Raw genomic sequence first — 22632 nt, forward strand, 5'->3', positions numbered from 1 at the left:
AAAAGAGATTGTAATTTGGTTTCAACCAAACTACAATCTCTTTTTTGTTTCAATTACTTCCACCAAATCCAAGTCCAAAGGTAATTTCGTACATTTCGAGGAGTAATACGAATGAAGCGCTCACCGTCAAAGAAGCAATTTAAATTTGGAAGTGTTTCATCTGGATTTTCTGAAACAAAGGTGACGATGTTTTCGTTACTTGTAACGGTTACTGTAATTGGTGGGTCGGTAGGTGAGACTTGAAGTTGTAACGAAATATTGGCCGTATTTTTAAATTCATTATTAACAGGTGGACTTATTACTTGTACTGTGAATAACACGATAATTGTTTCGTTTGGTTCCAAATTAGTAGCGACTAGGAAACCGATATTCGGATTCGCTAGTGGAGAGCGTTCACCGTTAATAAAGACAGTGCCGTTTATAAATTGTAAACCTGCTGGAATAGTATCTTGTAATGAAATATTTGAGAGTGAAATTTTGGAAGTATTCGTAATGCGCACCGTGTAATCAAAATATTGATTTAAATAAGCAGAGCTGACGGAAGCATTTTTCGTGACTGTTGTAGTTATAAATTGAACTGGTATACGAACGATATTTGAATTAACAATGAAAGTAATAATTGGATCCTGTGGTGTCAATTGAAAGGCAGCGGTAACTGTTGCAGAATTTATAATTGTACTGTTTGAAGGAATAGAAGTTACGAGGACTTGAAATGTTATAGTTGCTACTGAATCTGCAGGTAAAGAGCCGATATTAATACCAGTGTCTGGACGAACATTTGGAACGGGAGTACCGTTAATTGTTACGCTGTTTTCTATAAATGTTGTACCAGCTGGAATTGTGTCTATAACAGAAGTGCTGATTGTCGGAATTGGGGAGTGATTAAATACCGCTAATGTGAATGTAATGATATCTCCTATAACGACAATAGATTTGTCAGCTGTTTTTTCAATACGAACCATTGGATCAATGACTGTCGTTGTAACGGTATTTGTTTGCTTTGTAATTGTAATAGGTGGTTTTGTTGGATCAATGATAACGGTATAGGAAACAGAAGCATCGTTATTAATTGTAGGTTGAAGAGTAGAAGAAGATATTGTCACTTGGAACGTAATAATGACAGAGTCATTAGGAGCAAGATTTCCTAACGTAATACCATTTTCAGGATTCTCATTAGGCTGATTGATTCCGTTAATCGTAACACTACCAGCAACAAAAGTCGTATCTATTGGTACGGTGTCTATGGCAAGAAGGTCTTCAATCGTTACATTACCGCTATTCGTAATCGTAATTGTATACGTTAAAGTTTGAGCAGGTAAGGCATTCGTTACATCAACAGATTTTATGGCAATGACATTATCATTTTGGACAGTAGTTGTGACGGTATTTGTTATAGTCGTATTTGTAACGGGTACGTTATTTGGGCTGACTATATAGTTAAAAGTAGTAATTGCGTTGTTGTTTAGTTCATTTGGTGTTGGAATAGAAGTCACAGTTACTTGGAATGAAACGATAGCGTCTCCACCTACAATTATAGTACCAATTGGTATGCCACTTACTGGATTCGCTCCTGGAAGAGTTTCTCCGTTTACAATGACGCTATTTTCTATAAACGTAGTACCTTGAGGGATAATATCTTGAATGATTACATCATTTACTGCAACATTACCGGTTTGATTTAGTGTAATCGTATACGTTAACGTATCACCAACCGTTGCAAATGCAAGATCAACAGCTTTATTACTATTCAAATTCGCGTGATTAATTTCTGTTGCGGCAGCTGATGAAATAATAGTTTCGGTAATAGGTGGTCGATCTGGTACCGTGTATTCATATTCAATTGTACTCGTGTTAGAGATTGGATTTGTTTGTGGAATCGAAGTAACCCGTACTTGGAATAGAATAGTTGCTGTCGTATTAGGCGGAATGTTATCAATTTGTATACCGTTAAGAGGGTTGTCATTTGGCCGAGCGTTGCCGTTCACGATAACACTATTCTCTATAAAGCTCGTATTTGCTGGGATGATATCTGTAACAATAATGTTTTCGACTTGTATATTTCCGTTATTTATGATGGAAATTGTATAAGGGATGATAGTTTGTAAGTCAGCATATTGGATAGGCGTTGTTTTTGTCGCAATTACATTAGCAGAAATAACTTCAGTGAAGGTAATATTGCTAGTCGATATTTGTTCTTCCACGTTTATTGTATAACGAGAAGTTGATTGATTTTGAACATGGCCGCTAGCAGGAAGAGCTACGACGGTAACAGAAAATGTGACTGGGATAGAAATATTAGGAGCAATCGTTCCTACAAGTATACCTACACTTGGGTTGGCGTTAAGCTGAGGAATGTTATTTACTAAAACGCTACCGTCAATAAAGGTTGTTCCATCAGGTATATTGTCTGTAAATACAACAGTAGTGGCATCCGTATTCCCTGTATTCGTTAAAGTTGTTGTATAAGTTAAAATGTCACCAATTGTTACAGAGGTCAAATCAACAGTTTTAAGTGAAATGATATCAGCATCATTAATTTGAACGAAAGTAGTATTGGAAGTAGTAGATTTTTGAATTGGCGCAAAGTCAGGATTGAAAATAAAGTCGTAAACGATGTTTGCAGTATTAGGTGTTGGATTTACAGCAGGTAAATTCGTAACGGAAACTTGGAATGTTATTGTAGCCATTTGACCTGCTGCGACATTAGGAATGGAAAAGCCGATATTCGGATCTGCTGCAGGAAGTACAGTATTGTTAACTATTACACTTCCTGGAATAAATACTGTTCCATCCGCTATAGTATCTGTAAAAAAGATGGAGTTAGTTGTAGTCGATCCATTATTTTGAATGAATACTGTATATTCAATGGTTTCATCAATGTTAGCTAATACAGTATTAGCGGATTTTGTAGCAATAAGAATAGCATCAATAAATTGTATATTTGTACTATTGGAAGAGGTTGTTTCTGAAATTGGTGGTCCGCTTGGGTCTGGTCGATACTCATAGTGAATGACGGCGATATTATTAATGTTATTTTGTGGCGGTATAGAGACTACGCTTACTTGGAACGTAACAATAATCGTATTATTTGGAAGAATTATATCAAGATTAATACCGGTAATTGGATTTTCGTTAGGTCTTGGTACGCCATCTACAAGAATGCTATTTGGAACGAATGTGGTGCCAGAAGCAATTGCGTCAAGTAGGAGAGTATTTGTAATAGGTATTGTACCGGCGTTTGTAACTGCGACTGTATATGTGATGATTTGACCGATACGTGTAATGGATCTGTTAGCGGATTTAATTGCACTAACATTTGCCGTTCGCACTTCAGTATTTACTGCATTTGATAACGATCTACGCTGAATAATTGGAGAACTAGGGTCAATTTGGTATTCGTACGAAGTGTCTGAAATATTAATGACTGTATTGCCCTCTGGTATATTTGTAAGTTGTACTTGGAATGAAATAGTGACTGTTTCATTTGGTTGTATCGTGCCGAGAGTTACTCCGTTTTCAGGATTAGCGCCAGGCTGAGTTACATTATTTATTGCTAAGCTATCCTCAATGAATATAGTACCTTCTGGAATGTTATCAATGAACACGGTATTGTTAGCCGGAACGGTTCCTATATTTTGTAGTGTATTTGTGTAGGTAATAATTTGCCCGATTGATATGAAATTTACATCCGCGCTTTTAACAGAAATAATATTTGCATTTTGAAGTGATGTTGTAACAATGTTAGAATTTGCAGAGCGATTTACTGGTGGGGCTGTAGGAATACTTACATATTGGTAAGTTGCTGAAGATTGATTTGCAATTTCGGTTTCAGTAGGTGGATTATTTGTTTGCACTTGAAATAGTATCGTTTTGGAACTGTTTGCTGGAATTGTTCCAATCGGTATTCCGTTTTCAGGATTTACACCTGGCTGAAGGACACCATTAATTGTGACACTATCGGGAACGAATGTAGTCCCAGCTGGAATAAAATCTGTGAAATTAATATTTATTGCGTCAACATTACCGATATTTTTCACTTCAGAAATATAAAGTATAGTTCCGCCAATATCTACAGTTGTTGGATTGGATGTTTTAGTAATTGTCAATTGTGCTTGCACGAAATTTGTAATGACGATATTACTAGTAGATGTTTCAGTAATAGGCGGTTGCCCTGGGTCTGGTTGGATTGTATATGTTGTATTGGATTGATTTGTAATCGATTCTTGCGAGAATGAATCGTTAATAAGAATTTGGAACGAAATAAGATGAGTAGCGTTTGCTGCTAGGGTAGGTAAAGTAACACCTACATTTGGATTAGCACCAAGTATAGTTGTTCCGTTAAGTGTAAAACTATTTTCTACGAATGTAGTATTTTGGGAGATAGTATCTGAAAATATGAGATTAGTAGCTGGAATATTTCCGGTATTTTCTAGTGTTATTGTGTAAGTCAAAATATCACCTGTTGTTGCTTGAGGTGCATTGACTGCTTTTAAAGAAAGGATAGTCGCATCCGAAATTTGTGTGAAAGCAGGATTAGACGTAATTGTTCGAGAGATGATAGGAGCAGTTGGATCGGCGATAAAAGTATAGTCAATACGGGCTGTATTAGAAATTGGGTTCACGCTTGGTATAGATTGAACGATAACCTGGAATGTTACAGTGACGATTTCTGACGGTGTGATGGAGTTTAATGGTATTCCTACGTTAGGATCGGCACCTGGAACAGAAACACCATTAATGGTAACGCTATTCGGAATAAATGCAGTTCCTTCTGGGACCAAATCTGTTAAAGTAACTGTATTTGCAGTAGTATTTCCGTTATTTTGAACGACTACTGTGTAAGTGATTGTACCGTCAGTAGATTGTACGAGAGAATCTGTACTTTTAATTACGGATAACGATGCATCAACAACAGCTGTATTAACCGTATTAGACGAGGATGTTGCTGTAACAGGAGGTTGACTTGGATCGACAATATACGTGTAACTTGTAAGTGCTTGATTTATAATCGCTCCTTGCGGTGGAATAGAACTTGCAAGAAATTGGAACGTAATAGTAGCGGAATCACCTGGTGCGATAATACCAACTGGAATACCGAGAGTTGGACTTGCATCTGGAAGTGAACTCCCGTTGAGCGTAACACTATTTGGAACAAATAATGCTCCTTCAGGAACTCCGTTAATGAGTAATACAGAGTTTGCAGGGAAGTTTCCAGTATTCGTTAATGTTGCTGTATACGTAATTACATCCCCGATAGATACAATTGAACGATTTGCTTGTAAAACAGTTGTAACAGTCGCGTTATTAATTTGTGTTGAAGCGCTATTAGAATTTATCGTGCCTGTAACAGGAGGAGAGGCCGGATCAACGATGAATGCGTATTGAATAGATGCTACGTTTGTAATCGGATTTGAAGGTGGAGTAGATGTAACTATGACTTGGAAAGTAACGGTTAAGGAACTACCTGCGCTAACTGTTCCGATATTCACTCCGTTATTTGGATTTGCGCCTGGAATAGTACTTCCATTTACAGCAAAACTATTTTCAACAAAGGTCGTTCCAGTTGGAACTGGGTCTGAGAAATTTACATTCGTAGCGTTTGTATTGCCGTTATTTTGAATCGAAACTGTATAAGTGATCCTATCTCCAATATTTGCAAAGGCTGTATTAGCAGTTTTTACAGCTGAAAGTATGGCTGTATTAATAGAAGTAACGAAGACATTCGTTTCCACATTGCCAGGCTGAGCTAGTAATGCATTGCCTACGTTATATTGGAAGTTAACAAATCCTAAGTTTTGGAGTTCAGGTGTGAACGTTGTTGGATTACTTACGATTTGTACTTGGAATATGATTGTAACAGTTTGATTTGGATTGATTGTATTTATGCCAACACCGTCAATGATAGAAGCCGATGGTAATGGAGTGCCATCAACAATAACTGATCCTGCAACAAATTGTGTCCACGATGGTAAAGGGTCTGAGAATATAGCGTTGTTAGCAGGAATATTGCCTGTGTTCGTAATAGTCGTTGTATACGTAATTGTATCACCAATCGTTGCAAAAGTTTTATCTCCTATTTTAATAGTATTTAAAATAGCACTTTCAATTTTTGTTGTCACGTTGTTAGAAATAATATTTTTTGAAACTGGAGGATTAGCTGGATTAACGATATGTTGAAAGCTAACGCTAGCTTGATTAGTAATTGGATTTATAGGCGGAATTTCATTGGCGATAATGTGAAATGCTACGATGACAGATTCGTTTGGCGCGATATCACCGATTGGAACGCCTGTAATGATGTCTGCATTTGGGATGGTAGTTCCGTTCAGTGTAAAGCTATTCGGTTCAAAGGAAGTTCCGTCTGGAATAAGATCGGTAAAAATAACATTCGTTGCACTAACATTTCCGCCATTTGTAATTGTAACGGTGTAGGTAATATCCTGCCCGATATCTACCGTTGATACATTTGAATTTTTTTGTGCAGTAAGGATAGCGCTATTAATTTGTGTTGTCGTTGTATTAGATTGATTGGAAGTTGTAATAGGTGGCTGGTTAGGGTCAACGACATAATGATATGTGGTAGAAGCAGAATTAGAAATAGGATTAAGTGTTGGAAGTGTAATAACAGTTGCTTGGAATGTAACGATTGCCGTATTACCACCATTAATGGAACCAATATTTACCCCCGTTGATAAATCAGCGTTTAGAATGGTTTGCCCATTAACTGTGAAACTATTTGGAACGAAACTTAAATTGCTATTAAGAATATCGATAATAGTTACATCAGTTGCGGTCACATTCCCGGTATTAGGGAGGTTAAGTGTAAATGTTATTGTATTACCAATGTCCGCGAAAGTAAGATCTGCTGTTTTTGTGCTAATAATAGTTGCGTTGTTTGTTTGAAGAAGTGTAGTGTTGGAAGTAGCTGCACTTGAAATGGGGGGATTAACAGGATCAACAGTAAACTCATACGTCGTTGCTGCTGTATTTGGTGCTGGGTTACTAGGGGGAATATTGTTTACTGTAACTTGAAAGACGATACTATATATTTCATTTGGTGGAAGTGTTGCAAGTAATACACCTGTATTTGGATCCGCGTTAGGTTGTAAAACGCCATCGACAGTTAATGTGTTAGGAACAAATGTGAGTCCACTTTGTAATGCATCTGTGAATACAATATTAGTTGCATCGGAATTGCCTACATTGGTAATAGAAGTAGTATAAAAAGCAGTTTGCCCGATATCTGCAAAGGATACACTTTCATTTTTCGTCATAGATAATATTGCTTCTTTAATTTGTGTTGAAACAGGATTACTAATTGAAGTTTCTGCATCAGGTGGTGAGACTAATTGGTACGATGTTGATGAGAAATTTACAATTGGGTTTTGGGTTGGTAATGAGGTCACATTTACTTGGAATGAAACAGTTACTGTAGCCCCAGCTGTTATCGGCCCAATATTTACACCGTTTGTTGGATCTGCACCACTTTGAGGAATTCCATTAATAGAAAATGAATTTGTAATAAATGTCGTTCCGCTCGACATAGCATCTGTGAAAATAACATTTTGTGCGGAGGAATTTCCATTGTTTGTTAAAGTGACAGTATAAGTGAGTGTATCTCCGATGTGGCTAAAAGCTTTATCAACTTGTTTCGATGAAAGAATGGTAGCAGTATTAATTGTAGTAAACGTTGTGTTTGAAGTAACATTTCTTGAAACAATAGGTGCATTGGGATCAGCGATAAATGTGTAAGAAGCACTAGCGGAATTGGCAATAGGATTTTGAACAGGGGTAGAAGTAGCAGTCACTTGAAATGCTATAGATATTGAGCTGTTAGGGGCAATTGATCCAATCGTTATGCCTGTATTAGGATTCAATCCAATTTGTGTGATTCCATTTATTGTAACGCTGTCAGTAATAAATGTTGTACCATCTGGTATAAGGTCAGTGAAAGTAATATTCGTTGCATTTGTATTGCCGTTATTCGTTAAAATTGTCGTATAGGTAATGGTATCGCCTAGTGTTACAAGCGTTTGATCGACCGATTTTATCATCGTTATCATAGCATCTAATACTGGGTTTGTGACAATATTCGTTGAAGTAGAAGTAGTAGCAGGAGTTCCGTTTGGATCAACAGTATAAGAATATAATATTGTATCGTTACCCATAATTGAACTTGAAGGAGGAACAGAAATAACATTTACTTGGAAGGTAACAGTTACTGTTTCACCAGGCGCGATATTTGGTATATTTACTCCGAGTGCTGGCTGTGCACCAAGCTGTTGGATGCCATTTATTGTGACGGAATCTGGTATAAAAGTAGTACTAGGAGGAATTGCACTTGTAAAAGTTATATTTGTAGCTGGTGTATTTCCTGTATTTGTAATAGTTGTTGTATACGTAAGTGTATCCCCGACGGAAATAATAGATTTATCCACACTTTTTTGGGTTGTTAATATCGCACTGTTAATAGTTGTCGAAACCGTATTAGATACATTCGTTTGTGATACGGCAGGTTGGCTAGGGTCGACCACATGTGAAAATTGTACAGAACTAGAATTAGAAATTGGATTTATACTTGGAATGTTTGTAACAAGCACGTTGAGGGTAATAACGGCCGTTCCATTTGGGTTTATATTTCCAATCTGAATCCCGTTAGCTGGATTTCCGATTTGCTGTGTACCAGAATCGTTTGTAAGAGTGCCAGATATGAATGTCGTTCCGTCAGGTAAAATATCTGTGAAAATTATATTTTGTGAAGTGACATTTCCAGGGTTATTTAATGTAATCGTATAAGAAATTGTATCGCCAATTGTCGCGAAAGTTTTATCTACAGATTTGATTGCCACAATTTCCCCAGAATTTATTTGTGTCGAAACGGGATTAGATGTCGTATTTCTTGAAACGAGTGGTAAATTAGGTCCTGTCATAAATTGATAATCAATGGAAGCTCCGTTTACAACTGGTGAGTTTGGCCCCCCAGGTCCAATTGTGAAAATTGGATTTGGAATGCTAACTACTTGCACACGGAAGGTAACGTTTGTAAAATCTCCTGCAATAATATCCCCAATTGGTATCCCATTCGCGGGATTTACCCCAGGTAATAAAACCCCGCCTACTCGAACGCTATCCTCTATAAACACTGTATTATTTGGAATTGGATCTGTAAAAATGATATTCGTAGCAGTTGTGTTTCCTATATTCTCCAATAAAACAGTATACGTTAAAAATGAATTTCCAGGTGCTACGTCAGAAAATAGTCGATCCACACTTTTCGTTGCTTGAATAATTGCTTCGTTAATTTGAACTAAAGTTGGATTACTTGTAGCTGTTTCTGTCACAGGCGGCTGGGTAGGATCAACAATGATCAAGTATGTTGTGCTAGATTGGTTCAAAGTTGGATTGGTAGCTGGTATTGAGCCAACGATAGCTTGAAAGCTAATTGTTGTCGTTCCTCCAACTGGAATTGAGTCTAAAGAAATCCCGCTATCTGGTCTAAATCCAAGTTGTGGGATGGTATTAATTTGTACGCTATCAGGAACGAATGAAAGTTCAGGTGGTAATATATCGATAAAAACAGGTGTGTTTGCGGTAGTATTTCCGCTATTAGTGAGAGTAGTTGTATACGTAATTGTATCTCCAACAGCAGCAAAAGCACTGCTTGCAGTTTTTGTTGCGATAACAGAAGCAGTATTTACTTGTGTAAAAGTTTTATTAGATTGAACTGTTCGTGAAACTGGCGGTTCATTTATATCTACAATAAAGCTATATTGAAGCGATGATTTGTTCGGGATGGGATTCGGGTTTGGAAGTGTTGTAATGTTTACTTGAAAACTGAGTGTAGCAGATGCATTTGAATTCAAGTTACCAATATTGATACCGTTTTGTGGATTTGCATTCGGAACGGTTACACCATTTATCTTAAAGCTATTTGGGATAAAGGTAGTACCGTTTGGAATTGTATCAGTAAAAATAATGTTGTTCGCAATAGTATTTCCGGTGTTTGTAATAGATGAAGTGAATGTAATTGTATCACCAATTGTAGCGAAAGTTGTACTAGCGCTTTTATTTATTACTAAAGTAGCGTCAATAATTGGTGTAACTGTTGTATTTGTTACGGTGCTACCAACAGCAGGAGATTGGTTTGGATTCACGGTATATTCATAATTTACAAGAGCATTATTTGTTAATGTGCCACTAGGTGGTATCGCTAAAATTTGTGCTTGAAAAGTAATGAATACAGTATCTCCTGGCGAAATATCTGCCAAGTGAACACCAAGTGAAGGATCTAATCCTGGTTGTGGAACATTATTGATAGTTACGGAGTTTTGGATAAATGAAGCTCCTGCGCCAAGCCCATCTGTTAAAACAGTTGCACTAGCAGGGATATTACCTGTATTTGTTACTGCAATCGTATAGGTAACGATATCACCAATTGCAGCTGTCGGTGTATTCACAGACTTCGTAGCGACAATAGTAGCGTTATTAATTTGAGTTGTTATTACGTTACTTAACGTATTAGCGGATGCTGGAGGTAAGTTAGGATCTACGACATACTGGTACGTTGTATTGCTTTGGTTCGGGATTGGATTTGGATTCGGGATAGAATTTACTTGTACTTGGAACGAGATAATCGTATTTGCATTCGGATTTATTGGATCAATGGCAATTCCGCTTGCTGGATTTACATTAGGCAGTGTATTCCTATTTACTGTTACACTATTTGGAATAAAAGACGTCCCGCTTGGGATAGCATCTGTAAATACTATATTTGATGCAGGTGTATTCCCGTTATTCGTTAAAGTAGTTGTGTACGTAATAATATCATTTACGTTAGCAAACTGTTTATCTGCCGATTTAGTAGCGGCAATTGAGGCGTTATTAATAGTTGTCTGTACAGTGTTAGAAGCAACCATCTGCATTACAGCTGGTTTGGATGGATCATACGTATATTGGAATGTTGTGCCTGATTGATTTGTAATTGGGTTTACAGCAGGGATAGTTGGTACAAAAACTTGGAATGCAACGGTGCGTGATGAATTCGCTCCTATCGTACCAATCGAAATGCCGGTAGCAGGATTTGCATTAGCTATAGGGACATTATTAATCGTTACAGTATTAGGAATGAAGAGGGTACCCGCTGGAATGATATCTGTAAATGTTACATTAGCAGCAGGGATATTCCCGTTATTCGTTAAAATAGTCGCATATAGTATGACATCACCAATATCAGCGAAGTTTGTACTCGTTAGTTTTGTAGCAACGATATTAGCAGTATTAATTTGTGTAGTTACTATATTGCTAGCAGTGTTTCTAACAAGAGCAGGTAAGTTTGGATCAGCGATAAAGCTATATTGAAGTGCAGCGCTGTTTTGAATTGGGTTTGGTGAAGGTAGCCCATTTGCACTTATTTGAAACACAATCGTTGTAAAACCACCCGAAGGAATGGAGCCCACTTGAAGACCGGCACTAGGGTCTGCACCTAGTTGTAAAGCACCACCTATAAAAATACTATTTGGAACGATAGTGGTGCCATTAGGGATTATATCGGTAACAATAACATTATTTGCTGTAGTATTGCCAAGATTAGCTAAAGAAATTGTATATGTGATTGGTTGCCCGACGTCGGCGATAGTTAAATCTACTTCTTTGACAATAACTACATTTGCTAAATTAATTTGTGTACTTACAGTGTTACTTACAGATGTTTCTATAGTTGGTGGATCGCCCGGATTTAAAATAAAGCTATACTGTGTACTAGATGAATTTAATGTTGGATTTTGTGTTGGTAAAGAGGTGACGGTTACTTGATAAGAGACGGTAAGTGAGCCGTTAGCAGCAATGGAAGGTAGCGGAACACCTATATTTGGATCTGCGTTATTTTGAAGTACACCATTAATAAGAAAAGTGTTTGGAATAAAGGTAGTACCGTCTGGATTCGTATCTACGAAAGTAGGGCTATCAGCAGAAACACTTCCTGCATTCGTCAAAGTAACAGTATAAGTTAATATATCCCCTACGGTAGCGAACTCTCGATCCACTGTTTTGGCTGAAATGACATTTGCATCGTTTACTTGAGTAAATGTAGTGGTTGAAGTAGTGTTCTTACTTACAGGTGAAGTGTTTGGATCAACGATAAAGTTATAGGAGATGGAAGCGCTATTTGAAATAGGGTTTGGATTTGGAATGCTAGTTATTACTACTTGGAATGAAGCTGTAATTGTAGTATTAGCATTGATGTTACCAATATTGATGCTAGCTGGTGTAACGCCTGGCTGAGTAACACTGTTAACTATAACGCTGTTTGGGACAAAGGCGGTTCCATTCGCAATTGAATCAGATAGTAATACATTGTTCGCTGCAACATTTCCATCGTTAGTAAGAGCAAAGGTGTAAGTTAATACATCGCCAACTTCCGTAAATGTTTTATCTACAGATTTATTAACGTGGAGATTTGCTAGTCTAATTGTTGATGTAACAGAATTAGAATTTGCTGTTTTTGAAGTTGGTGGCAGACTTGGGTTTACAGTATACAGATAAGAAGCAAAGGCATTATTAATGATAGGGTTTTGGGCGGTAATATTGATGACTGTTACTTGGAAAGAGAGGGTAAAAGTAGCTCCACCAGGAATTGTGCCAATAGGTAAGGCGACGAGAGAATCTACATTTTGCAAAACTCCGTTTAGTGTTACAGTACCAGGATTTAATATCGTTCCATTTGGAAGTGGATCTGTTAGTTGTACGTTAGTAGCAGATGTATTTCCACTGTTTGTAATAAGAATTGTATAACTTATCGTTTCGCCAATTGTGGCAAATTGTTTATTAGTTGATTTTGTTAATGTTACATTCGCATTGTTAATTTGAGTGGAAACGAGATTAGAAGAAATGTTTTTCGTAACAGGTGATTGGCTAGGATTGACGGTATATTGATAAGAAGCGCTTGATCCGTTAGATACGACATTTGACACGGGTATTGTGTTTACTACTACTTGAAATGTAACATTTTTTGTTGTGCCTGTTGGGATAGATCCAATATTCACGCTGTTAGCGGGATTTGCGCCTACTTGTGTCGTGCCATCTATTGTTAAACTGTTTAGAACAAAAGTTGTGCCAGTAGGAATGACATCTGTAAAAATAACGTTATTTGCATTGGTATTACCTGTACCTGTAAAGGAAACGGTGTACGTTAGCGTATCACCAATATCTGCAAAATTTTTATCTACTGCCTTCGTCATTGATACAGTAGCATTATTCACTTGAGTGGAGACAATATTTGTCGTATCAGTCCCACTTACTGCTGGTTGATTAGGTACAGGAATGTATTGATATGTTGTTGTTCCACTATTTAATATTGGGTTTGTTTGAGGGATAGAAGGAACGAGCACTTGGAATGAAACAGTAGTAGTGGAATTTGCTGCAATCGAAACAATTGGTATACCATTAGCGGGATTTGCTCCAGCTTGAGTAACTCCGTTAACAGTTACACTACCTGGAATGAAAGTAGTTCCGCTAGGAATCGGATCCGTATATATAACGTTCGTTGCAGCGATATTTCCTATATTAGCTAAGGCAATACTGTAAGTTAATGTTTCACCAATATCGGTAAAAAGTTTGTTAACTGATTTTGTTCCATTAATATCTGCCAGATTAATTTGTGTTCCAGCAGAATTGCTTGTTGCAAGGCCGTTAAAGGTTGTTCCTCCAGCGATTGGTGTATATTGAAATGTAATATTAGCAGTGTTAGAGATAGGATTTTGACTTGGAAGAGAAACGACGGTAGCTTGGAAAGTTACTGTACGAGAAGCACCATTATTGATTGTTCCAAGAGATATACCAGCCGCAGGATTAGCATTTGTTTGTGGTACGTTATCTACTGTTACAGTGCCGGGTATAAAAGAAGTACCGTTAGGGAGACTATCTATAAAAATAGCGTTATTGGCAGGAAGAAGCCCGGTATTAGGGATCGTAACTGTATAAGTGAGAATATCTCCAATTGCAGCAACACTTTTATTCACGCTTTTCGTTGCTTGTATAGTAGGTGAATTTATGTTGATTTGTAAACCGACTGTATTTAACATATACGCATCTCCGTTAGTAGTTAAACGGATTGCGGCGGACACTTGTGAGTTTGTTAAATAAGGAGAAATATCAATAGAAGTAATATCCCAGCCCTGTCTTCCTGCTGAGATGTTTGTGCCTGTAGAAGCACTTTGATTTCGCGTTCCAAATGTCCCAGTTGTATCTAAGTTTCCAGCGGCATTATTAATTTGAGAACCGAAGAAGTTATTTACAGCATTATTTGGCCCAGATAAGGCATTTAATGAACTGAAATTTGGCCCAAATAAAGCTTGATCCCCGATTAAATCTGCATCTCCTTCAGTGGAGCTTAAAAATAATCTCCCGCTTACAGGCCCTCCTGCGGGTGTTAAAAATCCTGAAACAGCTACATCTGCACTACCAGTATCAGCAGAAACACGGTTACCAGCTACGTAAATAGTTAAATTTCTTGCAGGTAATGTCCCGTTTTGATAAGCGACAATGAGTGTCCATCCGGCCGAGTTAATGGATCCATTTGAAGCATCTAAAGGATCAACAAGTCCAGGGACAGCTCCTGTAGTATAAGAACCAGAACCGCCAGCTTGAATAAGAGTTGTTACGTCTGCTGAACGAGTATAAAAGCCAAATGTAATAGAGTTTGAAACGAACGTTTGATTTGAAGCTGTAACAGCTGAAGGAGTAATTGAGTATGTTGAAACGGGTGTTGTAAATGAAACGGGATTACCTAGAACACTCGTAATGTTTTGATCACGAGATAAATAGTTTCCTCCCCAAACGAGTTCTGCGTAAAGAATAGTGCTACCAGCAGGGATATTTAAAATAGCGGTAGAACTATTTTGTGTATAGGTTAACGTTGTACCTGCGGGAAAAGTAGGTACTTGTAAAGCGGTATTCGTAGTTATAAACGCACCAATTGCCCCGATTGTACCAGCACGGTTTTGATTACTAATTTTACTTAATCCTAAAGTATTACCTGTAATAGCGAGTGCGCCGTTAGTGGTGGTAGAAAATCGATTCGTAATGGGCATGTTGTCACCTCATTTCCAATATAGTCTTGGTCAAAATAGGATATGTGTGTGATAAATAAATGGAAACATGTACAAGTTGATTTGATAATAATGATTTAAATGTCTAGATAAGGGGATGGAGTATGATTGAATTGGAAATTAGAGTGGAGCGTCTTAGGGAAGCAAAAACAGGGAATATTGTATCATTATCTTCTTATATTGGGTGGGATTATAACAGAGAAGAAATTGAGACTATTTTTAACGCAGGGATTGTATACGGTGTTTGGAATGAGAGAGAGGAACTAATTGCTAGCGCGGCAATAATATTATATGGGGAGAAATTAGCGTCTATCGGAATGGTGATTGTACATCCAGATTATAAGGGGAGAGGGATTGGAAAGATAATAACGGAAGCGTGCGTTAAAAGCGTATCAGCTCATACTCCAATTATGCTGATTGCTACGGATGAAGGGAAACCTTTATATGAAAAGTTAGGATTTAGGGCAGTAAGTTATGTTTCTAAATACATATGTAACTCATACAATGCGAAAGATTATTGTGTAAGAAATGAAGATTATGTGATGAATTATGAAGAGGGTGATTTAGAAAAAATAATAAAAATAGATGAATATGCGTTTGGAACAAATAGAAAAGAGTTTTTAAAGAAAAGAATTATGCAAAGTGAACAGTGTATCGTTGTAAGGGACAAGGAACAAAATGTATTAGGTTACGGTTTAAGCATACAAACACCAGAAAATAAGATAATAGGGCCGGTTGTTGCTAAAAATGATGAGATGGCAATGAGAATAGTACATGATTTAGCAAGAGGGCATAATGGTAAATTAAGAATTGATGTACTAGAAGGAAAGAACGATTTCATGAAAGAATTAGAGATTGCTGGTTTTAAAAAAGTGAATATACCACCAATTATGATGAAAAATAGTAATCGGTTATTAAAAAGAAATAGTGAACTATATAGTATTGCAGCGCAAATTTTTGGATAAAAAAGAATCCTTTTAAATGAAGGATTCTTTTTTGAGCCAATTTAATCACGATATTGGTCATGAGTTGGCTGAAAGAGGTCTTCCTCGATATCTCGCACCATAGAAAAATGATCAACGTTATAATGACCGTGTAAAGTTTTATTGTGATGACCAATAATTTGTTCTGCAGACAATACGTTAGAATCAGTTGTTGAATGACCGTTTTTAATTAATGTAACGTCAAATCCTTGTACAGTTGCTGTCCTAACGGCAGTGTCAATGCAATGTTCTGTTTTACATCCGCCTATAACAATATGATTAATGTTTTCTTCTTTTAAAAGTTCAAGTAAAGAAGTACCGTAGAATGAATTGGTTGCTGCTTTATTAATAAAGATTGCAGACTGGGGTACTTGAATTTGATTATGTACTTCAAATCCTTCGCCACTACCTGAAGCAACATCGATATCTCTTACAAAAACAATAAGAGCATTTGAATCTATTGCTTTCTGCAGGGCTATATTTAGTGTAGATAATAGCTCGGTTTTACGAAAAACTTCATTTTCTTGCTCATTTCCATCAATTAATTCTTGTTGAGCGTCGATAATTAATAGTGCTTGTTTCATCGTGTCTCCCCTTTAATATGAAATAAGTTCCACTGTACATATTCCTTCAGATTGTTAGGAAATCCTCTATTGTAAGAGAAGTAGAAGATTGATTTACAAAGTTGTCAAAGAAATTTCATTCTCATAGCGTGTAAAAACATGTATGATAGGAGATGGAGAATTTTTGAGTAGGTGGGAATAACATGCAAACAGTAGAAGATTATCTTTCATTCTTACATACGAAAGGATTTAAATTATCAGAGGAAGCACAAGGGTTTATTATGTTTGGACAAGGATATACTGGTGCGTCTGATGGGATTGTGAACGCAGCAATAGAAGCGACAATTAAACATCAATTGCAGTTTGATGGTAGTTATTTCGTTGCGTTATTAGAACGATTGAAAGAGGAAGAAATTACAGATAAAAAAAGCGCTAAGGCTTTTATGCGGAAGTTACAAGCGTAACTTCACGCAGCCTGCGCTTCTTTTTTTGTTTTGGAAGGTAATTCAACAAAAATCATGCCTAGAAAAATACATAGACATCCGATAATAGCAGAAATAGAAAGTTGTTCATTTGCAACGAGAACGCCTGTTAATGCAGCAAAAACGGGCTCCATTGCAAAAATAATTGCTACTCTCGTTGGAGAAGTGTGTTTTTGTGCCGATGTTTGAATGAAAAAAGCAATAGATGTTGCAAACAGGGCAGTTAGAAAGAGTGCGAATAAAAAGGATTGATTCGTCCATAGTGATACTGAAAATAACTTTTTCCAATCTTCAAACAAGAAAGCGCAAATAGAAGAAAATATACCAACAGCTAATACTTGAGATGTGCTTAATAATAAAGGTGATATTTTTTTAGAAAAGAAGCCGTTAATAAGAATATGGGCAGCGAAAGCGACTGCACAACCGAGAACAAGTATATCTCCTATATTTAATTGGAAAGAATCAGCAGCTGTTAATAAGTACAAACCTGTTGTAGCTACAGCAATGCCAAGTACGATGAAAATGGTGGCTTTTTGTTTTAAAAAGATAAAGGATAAGATTGGGACCATAACAATGCTTAGCCCAGTTAAGAAACCTGCTTTTGAAGAAGTTGTATAAAGTAAGCCAAATGTTTGTAATAAATAGCCGACAAATAAGAAGAACCCAACCATTAATCCAGCTAAACTACTATGTTTTAATTCTTGTTTTGAAGTTTTCTGTGAAAAAATAATTTGAACGAATAATAAAATAATTCCAGCGAATAAAAAGCGAATACCATTAAACGTAAATGGACCAACGAAAGACATAGCGTTTTGAACGACAACAAACGTAGCTCCCCAAATAAAAGAGACAAATAATAAAGCAAGAGGAGCAATCCACTCTTTTTTCACACTCATACCCCCGTTAATTTTGTAAGATAGCTTTTCTAGCTAATTCATCAGCTACTTTATTTTGACTACTTGGAATCCACTTAATAAAAAAGAGATCGAAGTTTTTTATGTACTGTAGTGCTTCATCTAAAAGAGGTGCAAATATTTTATTTTTTGCGTATTCCTTTTCAACAGCCCGCTCAACAAGCTGCGAATCTGTACGAAAAGAGACAGTGCTATAATTATGCTCAATGCAATATTTTAATGCTAGAAGTAAAGCGCGGTACTCTGCTTCATGATTGGACATTGTTCCAAGTGGTACTGATAATTGTACAGGCGGCTGAACGCCTTTAATAAACACTCCTGCACCAGAAGGACCAGGATTTCCTTTTGATGCACCATCAATATATACTTCAATCAAAATGAGAAACCTCCAAATTATAAGATTATCCCCTACTTAAATATTTTTTTGAAGTAGGGGATAGAGTAGTTATCCGATTGTGATGCTGTAACGACATGTAAATGTTTCATTCGCTTGTAAAGATTGAATTCCCTTTTTGTCCTTGAAATCTTTTGCTGGATTTACTTCATCAGCGATTCCATACCAAGGTTCAATACATAAGAAAGGTGCGTTATCCCCTGGTGTCCATACGCCGACAAATGGAAATCCATCAAATTCTACTTTTACAAATTTATTATGTTTATGAGAACGAATCGAAATTTCATTCGTATTCATATGTTCAAAAATAAGTGCATCATTTTTGAATAAATCGTATGTAAGTGGCAATTCAGTCGTATTTTCAGCGATTAATTGCTTTTTGTTTGAAAGATAAGGTCCTTCTAATACGCTTGTTTCTAAGCGTTCCGAACCATTAAACGATAAGTGATAATCTGTAAATGATTCACCGTCCAATAAAGGGAAGTTGAATCCAGGATGTGCTCCGATTGAGAAGAACATTTCTTTAGAAGTAGGATTGTTTACTTCATATGTTACATGAACACTTTGTCCATCTAGCTCATAAGAAACGAGTAATTCGAATTCGTATGGGTATTTTTTTAATGTTTCTTCATTACTAGTAACGATATAAGTGATCTTTGTTTCGCTTTGTTCTTTCACAGAAAAAGTAAGATCACGAGCGAAACCGTGTTGTGTTAATGAATATGGTTTACCGTCTACGTAGTATGTATTATCTACTAATCGACCGACAATTGGGAACAAAATTGGTGCACGGCGTCCCCAATAAGCAGAATCACCTTGCCATAAATATTCTATGTTGTCTTCTTTTAAGCGAACGCTCTGTAATTCTGCACCTTTGTCAGAAATGGAAACGATCACTTTTTCATTTTGAATTGTTGCTGTCATGAAGTGAAACCTCCTAAATCTTTCATATGTTTCATTATACGTTGTCTAAAAGAAAAAAGGTAGTTCACGATAGGAATCTATTGACGAAAGAGGGGCTACCACGTAAAATATAATCTTGTTGCTTAAAAACGAATAACGTGGTTCGAAACCATCCCACGTAAAAAAACTAAGGAGATTTTGTCATGAATATTAGAACATTAGTCGGTAATGGTATTTTAGCGGCATTATATATTGCTGTTTCTATGCTTATTCAGCCATTTGGCTTTACGAATGTACAGTTTCGTATTTCAGAGATGTTTAATCATCTCGTTGTATTTAACAAGAAAGCAATTTACGGAATTGTATTAGGTGTATTTTTAACGAATCTCTTTTTCTCACCTATGATCGCTTATGATTTAGTATTTGGAGTAGGTCAATCTATTCTTGCATTAGTTGCAACGATTATTTCTATGCGATTTATTAAAGGTGTTTGGGCTCGTATGATTTTTAATACAGTTATCTTTACGATTACAATGTTTATGATTGCAATTGAACTTCATCTTGCATTTGATCTACCATTTATGTGGACTTGGTTAACATGTGCAGCAGGTGAATTCGTAGTAATGGCGATCGGTATGCCTGTAATGTACTGGATTAATAAGCGAGTACAATTTGAAAGATTTATGTAATAGATGAAAGAGCCATTCCTTATATAGGATGGCTCTTTTTGTATGTGATTATATTGAATATAATTCTTTGACTCTTGATAAAATATAATAAAATAAAGTGAGGCTTCAATTAGCCGGATAAATAAGAAGTCTTACATAAGGGGAATGAAGTATGAAATATAAAATTCATTGGTTGTATAAAACAAAGCGCGGATTGCAGACGGAATTAACGACAGAGTATATGAACATAGAAGAAGTACTTCAATTTGCAGAGGATTTTGAGAAAACAGGAAGAGTAAAAGAATTTTCATTTTATGATGAAATGGACGCGGAATGGTCATTAAAAGAGATGAAAAAGTTAAGTAAGCAAGTAGAGGAAGAGCCCCAAGAAATACTCGTTTATTTTGATGGGGGGTATGATGTGCAAACGAAAGAAGCTGGCGTTGGTATATGTGTGTATTATAAAAAAGGAAATACAAACTACCGGATTCGCCGCAATGCATATATAGAAGGTATATATGATAATAATGAAGCGGAATATGCATCGTTACTATACGGTATGAATATACTCGAGGAATTAGGGATTAAGTATGAAGCAGTTACACTTCACGGTGATTCTCAAGTTGTACTGCAGCAATTAGCCGGAGAATGGCCTTGTTATGATGAGCATTTAAACCATTATTTAGATCAAATTGAACAAAAGGCGAAGCAAATGAAATTAAAACTTATATGTGAACCAATATCTAGAAAACAAAATAAAGAAGCACATCAATTAGCTACGCAAGCATTGGAAGGGACAGTTATTGATAGTCATAAAGAAATAACTGAATAGAGAGGTGCAAAGGTGGATAAAAAGCAACTCATTACAGAGGTAAATGACTTATTAGAAACGTATTGTGAAGGATGTTTCTTGCGAGAACATAATCGAAAGACAAATAGTAAATATTATGCCCATTCATTTTGTATACGGCAATGTACAGTTGGAGAAACATTGAAAAAGTATGGAGAACGGTTGTCATGAAAAAACATCCAGAGAAAATTCTCTGGATGTTTTTTAGTGTCTTGCTTCGTTTAGTTGATGCTCACATTTATTTAATTTCTTTTCCTCATTCATTAAAAATGGCTCATCTAAATCAGTTGCAACAGATTTCATAATTTCAAGCTGAGAGCGAGCTGCTTCTACAGCAGTAGTAGCATGCTCTAATGTATCTGGATCCATTGAAATTGTTGCTGATCCTACCATTTTTTGTGCTGTTTCTACACGGAATTTCACTTCTTCAAAATCATTTACTTCTGATCCCATTAATAATTCCTCCTTTGTATAGTGCGCATTTCACATAGTTTTTGCTCTGTAAAACGGAAATATACAAAGGAATAACAAAGGAGGTTACCAAGTAAGGCAACCTCCTGTTATATGTTGGATTAAAGTTTTACTACGTTAGCAGCTTGAGGTCCGCGGTTACCTTCAGTAATGTCGAAAGATACTTCTTGACCTTCTTCTAAAGCTTTGTAGCCGTCTCCTTGAATAGCAGAGAAATGTACGAATACATCGTCAGCGCCTTCCATTTCGATAAATCCAAAACCTTTTTCGTTGTTAAACCATTTTACTTTTCCTTGCATGTTACAATTCCTCCTAAAAGCGTTTACTATTTTCATTTAGTGAAATTCATTAAAAAAATAATATAAACTAAAAATGCTATATTCTTGAATATTCTGCTAAATGATTAATTTAAATATACACGAATTGGGAGAATTTAGTCAAGTAAGCGATTTTATTTTTTTGTATTTTTAAATAATTTTCCAGTCAAATTTTTAAATAGGTATAGGACAGGCCTTGTACGTAATATTCTTAATTGAATGCTATACATAATGAGGTGAAAGAATGAATAAGTCTTACTTATTAGATAATGAAGGAATGAGAACGAGAACCGACATACCGGATTGGGTTGCAAAAGAATTTGAGATTTTTTCAAATGTTGTGTTAGAACCAACTTTTCCATGTTATTTCGGTTTAACAGCTTTGAAAAAGAATGAACTTCGTTATTCATTTCTTTCTCATAATGATTGGAGTCATTTGCCGCATACAATGTTATCTTTTTTAGACTTAATGAAAGAGAGACCGATTGTAAGAAGGGGCTTTTTCCTTTTTGTAGAACCGGAATGTGAAGAACGATCACTCGAATATTACCGTGATTCTTTTTGGAAAGTGTTACAGTATTTACATGAAAACGATAATCAAGCATGGCCAAAGCAAATTCCTGAAGACCCAGACCATTATTTATGGGAATTTTCATTTGGTGGTGAGCCAATATTCGCATTTGGAAATGCGCCAGCTTATAAACAACGAAAAACTAGACATTTAGGGAATTCTCTCGTTATTGGGTTTCAGCCACGCACTATTTTTGATGGATTAGAGGGAGATCGTCCTAAAGGAACATATTCAAGACAAATGGTCCGTGAGCGAGTTGAAAAGTGGGATCAATTGCCGAAACATCCTAACATTAGTCATTATGGTGACCCAGAGCATCGTGAATGGAAACAATATTTCATAGGAGACGATGTAGAGCCAATAAAAGGGAAATGTCCTTTTATTCATAGGATAGAAAAGTAAGAGCCATCAT

13 protein-coding genes and 1 riboswitch are annotated in these 22632 nt (G+C 36.4%); of the genes, 6 read left to right on the top strand and 7 right to left on the bottom strand.

From position 1 onward, the window contains the following. Positions 1-53: 53 nt before the first annotated feature. A complete protein-coding gene (locus tag NST27_RS08000; RefSeq protein WP_047385823.1) occupies positions 54-15086 on the bottom strand; it encodes a DUF11 domain-containing protein in 15033 nt (5010 codons plus the stop codon). A gap of 122 nt (positions 15087-15208) precedes the next feature. Between NST27_RS08000 and NST27_RS08005 the strand changes: the two genes are divergently transcribed. After that, positions 15209-16069, top strand: coding sequence for a GNAT family N-acetyltransferase (locus NST27_RS08005; protein ID WP_000571011.1), 861 nt, complete (start codon positions 15209-15211; stop codon positions 16067-16069). Positions 16070-16110: 41 nt separating this feature from the next. Here the strand turns inward: NST27_RS08005 and NST27_RS08010 are convergent, their stop codons facing one another. Continuing rightward, positions 16111-16671: a cysteine hydrolase family protein gene (locus NST27_RS08010; RefSeq protein ID WP_000806320.1), complete on the bottom strand. Its 561-nt coding sequence runs from the start codon at positions 16669-16671 to the stop codon at positions 16111-16113. A gap of 182 nt (positions 16672-16853) precedes the next feature. On the opposite strand from NST27_RS08010, the gene NST27_RS08015 reads away from it, so the two are divergent. Next, a complete protein-coding gene (locus NST27_RS08015) occupies positions 16854-17114 on the top strand; it encodes a DUF6123 family protein (protein WP_001195212.1) in 261 nt (86 codons plus the stop codon). Between the two features lie 2 nt (positions 17115-17116). On the opposite strand, the gene NST27_RS08020 is transcribed toward NST27_RS08015, so the two are convergent. The 3 genes from NST27_RS08020 to NST27_RS08030 all read right to left on the bottom strand — a co-directional run bounded on the left by NST27_RS08020 (position 17117) and on the right by NST27_RS08030 (position 19364). Continuing rightward, positions 17117-18022 (bottom strand): DMT family transporter, encoded by a 906-nt coding sequence (locus tag NST27_RS08020; protein WP_000712611.1) that lies wholly within the window; start codon positions 18020-18022, stop codon positions 17117-17119. 13 nt (positions 18023-18035) lie between these two features. Beyond that, entirely contained in the window at positions 18036-18422 is a 387-nt protein-coding gene (locus NST27_RS08025; RefSeq protein WP_000573880.1) for a reverse transcriptase-like protein, read from the bottom strand. 69 nt (positions 18423-18491) lie between these two features. Next, positions 18492-19364 carry an aldose 1-epimerase family protein gene (locus NST27_RS08030; protein WP_000127390.1) on the bottom strand — a complete coding sequence of 291 codons (873 nt, stop codon included), beginning with the start codon at positions 19362-19364 and terminating at the stop codon, positions 18492-18494. A gap of 131 nt (positions 19365-19495) precedes the next feature. Beyond that, positions 19496-19540: riboswitch (PreQ1 riboswitch) on the top strand. 6 nt (positions 19541-19546) lie between these two features. On the opposite strand from NST27_RS08030, the gene NST27_RS08035 reads away from it, so the two are divergent. From NST27_RS08035 to NST27_RS08045, 3 genes are all read left to right on the top strand, one after another. Next, the gene (locus NST27_RS08035) at positions 19547-20032 is read left to right on the top strand and encodes a QueT transporter family protein (RefSeq protein ID WP_001026471.1); all 486 of its coding nucleotides are present in this window, start codon (positions 19547-19549) and stop codon (positions 20030-20032) included. A gap of 151 nt (positions 20033-20183) precedes the next feature. After that, positions 20184-20843, top strand: coding sequence for a ribonuclease H family protein (locus tag NST27_RS08040; protein WP_000875551.1), 660 nt, complete (start codon positions 20184-20186; stop codon positions 20841-20843). A gap of 12 nt (positions 20844-20855) precedes the next feature. Beyond that, complete coding sequence (locus NST27_RS08045) at positions 20856-21032, top strand: zinc-finger domain-containing protein (RefSeq protein ID WP_001987028.1); 177 nt, start codon at positions 20856-20858, stop codon at positions 21030-21032. A 33-nt stretch (positions 21033-21065) separates the two neighbouring features. On the opposite strand, the gene NST27_RS08050 is transcribed toward NST27_RS08045, so the two are convergent. Both NST27_RS08050 and cspB read right to left on the bottom strand, forming a co-directional pair. Further along, a complete protein-coding gene (locus NST27_RS08050) occupies positions 21066-21314 on the bottom strand; it encodes a DUF2564 family protein (RefSeq protein ID WP_000534392.1) in 249 nt (82 codons plus the stop codon). A 119-nt stretch (positions 21315-21433) separates the two neighbouring features. Further along, positions 21434-21631, bottom strand: a complete 198-nt coding sequence (gene cspB / locus NST27_RS08055) for a cold shock-like protein CspB (protein WP_001161731.1) — start codon at positions 21629-21631, stop codon at positions 21434-21436. Between the two features lie 262 nt (positions 21632-21893). On the opposite strand from cspB, the gene NST27_RS08060 reads away from it, so the two are divergent. Then, positions 21894-22622, top strand: a complete 729-nt coding sequence (locus NST27_RS08060) for a YqcI/YcgG family protein (RefSeq protein WP_001043763.1) — start codon at positions 21894-21896, stop codon at positions 22620-22622. The last annotated feature ends 10 nt before the right edge of the window (positions 22623-22632 follow it).

Source organism: Bacillus sp. FSL W8-0770 (assembly GCF_038008705.1).
Lineage (GTDB): Bacteria > Bacillota > Bacilli > Bacillales > Bacillaceae_G > Bacillus_A > Bacillus_A cereus.

What these genes read in the sequence shown, in the direction of transcription:
- NST27_RS08035 (WP_001026471.1), top strand. Translation starts at nt 19,547, where the DNA reads ATGAATATTAGAACATTAGTCGGTAATGGTATTTTAGCGGCATTATAT.
- NST27_RS08015 (WP_001195212.1), top strand. Translation starts at nt 16,854, where the DNA reads ATGCAAACAGTAGAAGATTATCTTTCATTCTTACATACGAAAGGATTT.
- NST27_RS08050 (WP_000534392.1), bottom strand. Translation starts at nt 21,314, where the DNA reads ATGGGATCAGAAGTAAATGATTTTGAAGAAGTGAAATTCCGTGTAGAA.
- cspB (WP_001161731.1), bottom strand. Translation starts at nt 21,631, where the DNA reads ATGCAAGGAAAAGTAAAATGGTTTAACAACGAAAAAGGTTTTGGATTT.
- NST27_RS08040 (WP_000875551.1), top strand. Translation starts at nt 20,184, where the DNA reads ATGAAATATAAAATTCATTGGTTGTATAAAACAAAGCGCGGATTGCAG.
- NST27_RS08000 (WP_047385823.1), bottom strand. Translation starts at nt 15,086, where the DNA reads ATGCCCATTACGAATCGATTTTCTACCACCACTAACGGCGCACTCGCT.
- NST27_RS08060 (WP_001043763.1), top strand. Translation starts at nt 21,894, where the DNA reads ATGAATAAGTCTTACTTATTAGATAATGAAGGAATGAGAACGAGAACC.
- NST27_RS08005 (WP_000571011.1), top strand. Translation starts at nt 15,209, where the DNA reads ATGATTGAATTGGAAATTAGAGTGGAGCGTCTTAGGGAAGCAAAAACA.
- NST27_RS08030 (WP_000127390.1), bottom strand. Translation starts at nt 19,364, where the DNA reads ATGACAGCAACAATTCAAAATGAAAAAGTGATCGTTTCCATTTCTGAC.
- NST27_RS08010 (WP_000806320.1), bottom strand. Translation starts at nt 16,671, where the DNA reads ATGAAACAAGCACTATTAATTATCGACGCTCAACAAGAATTAATTGAT.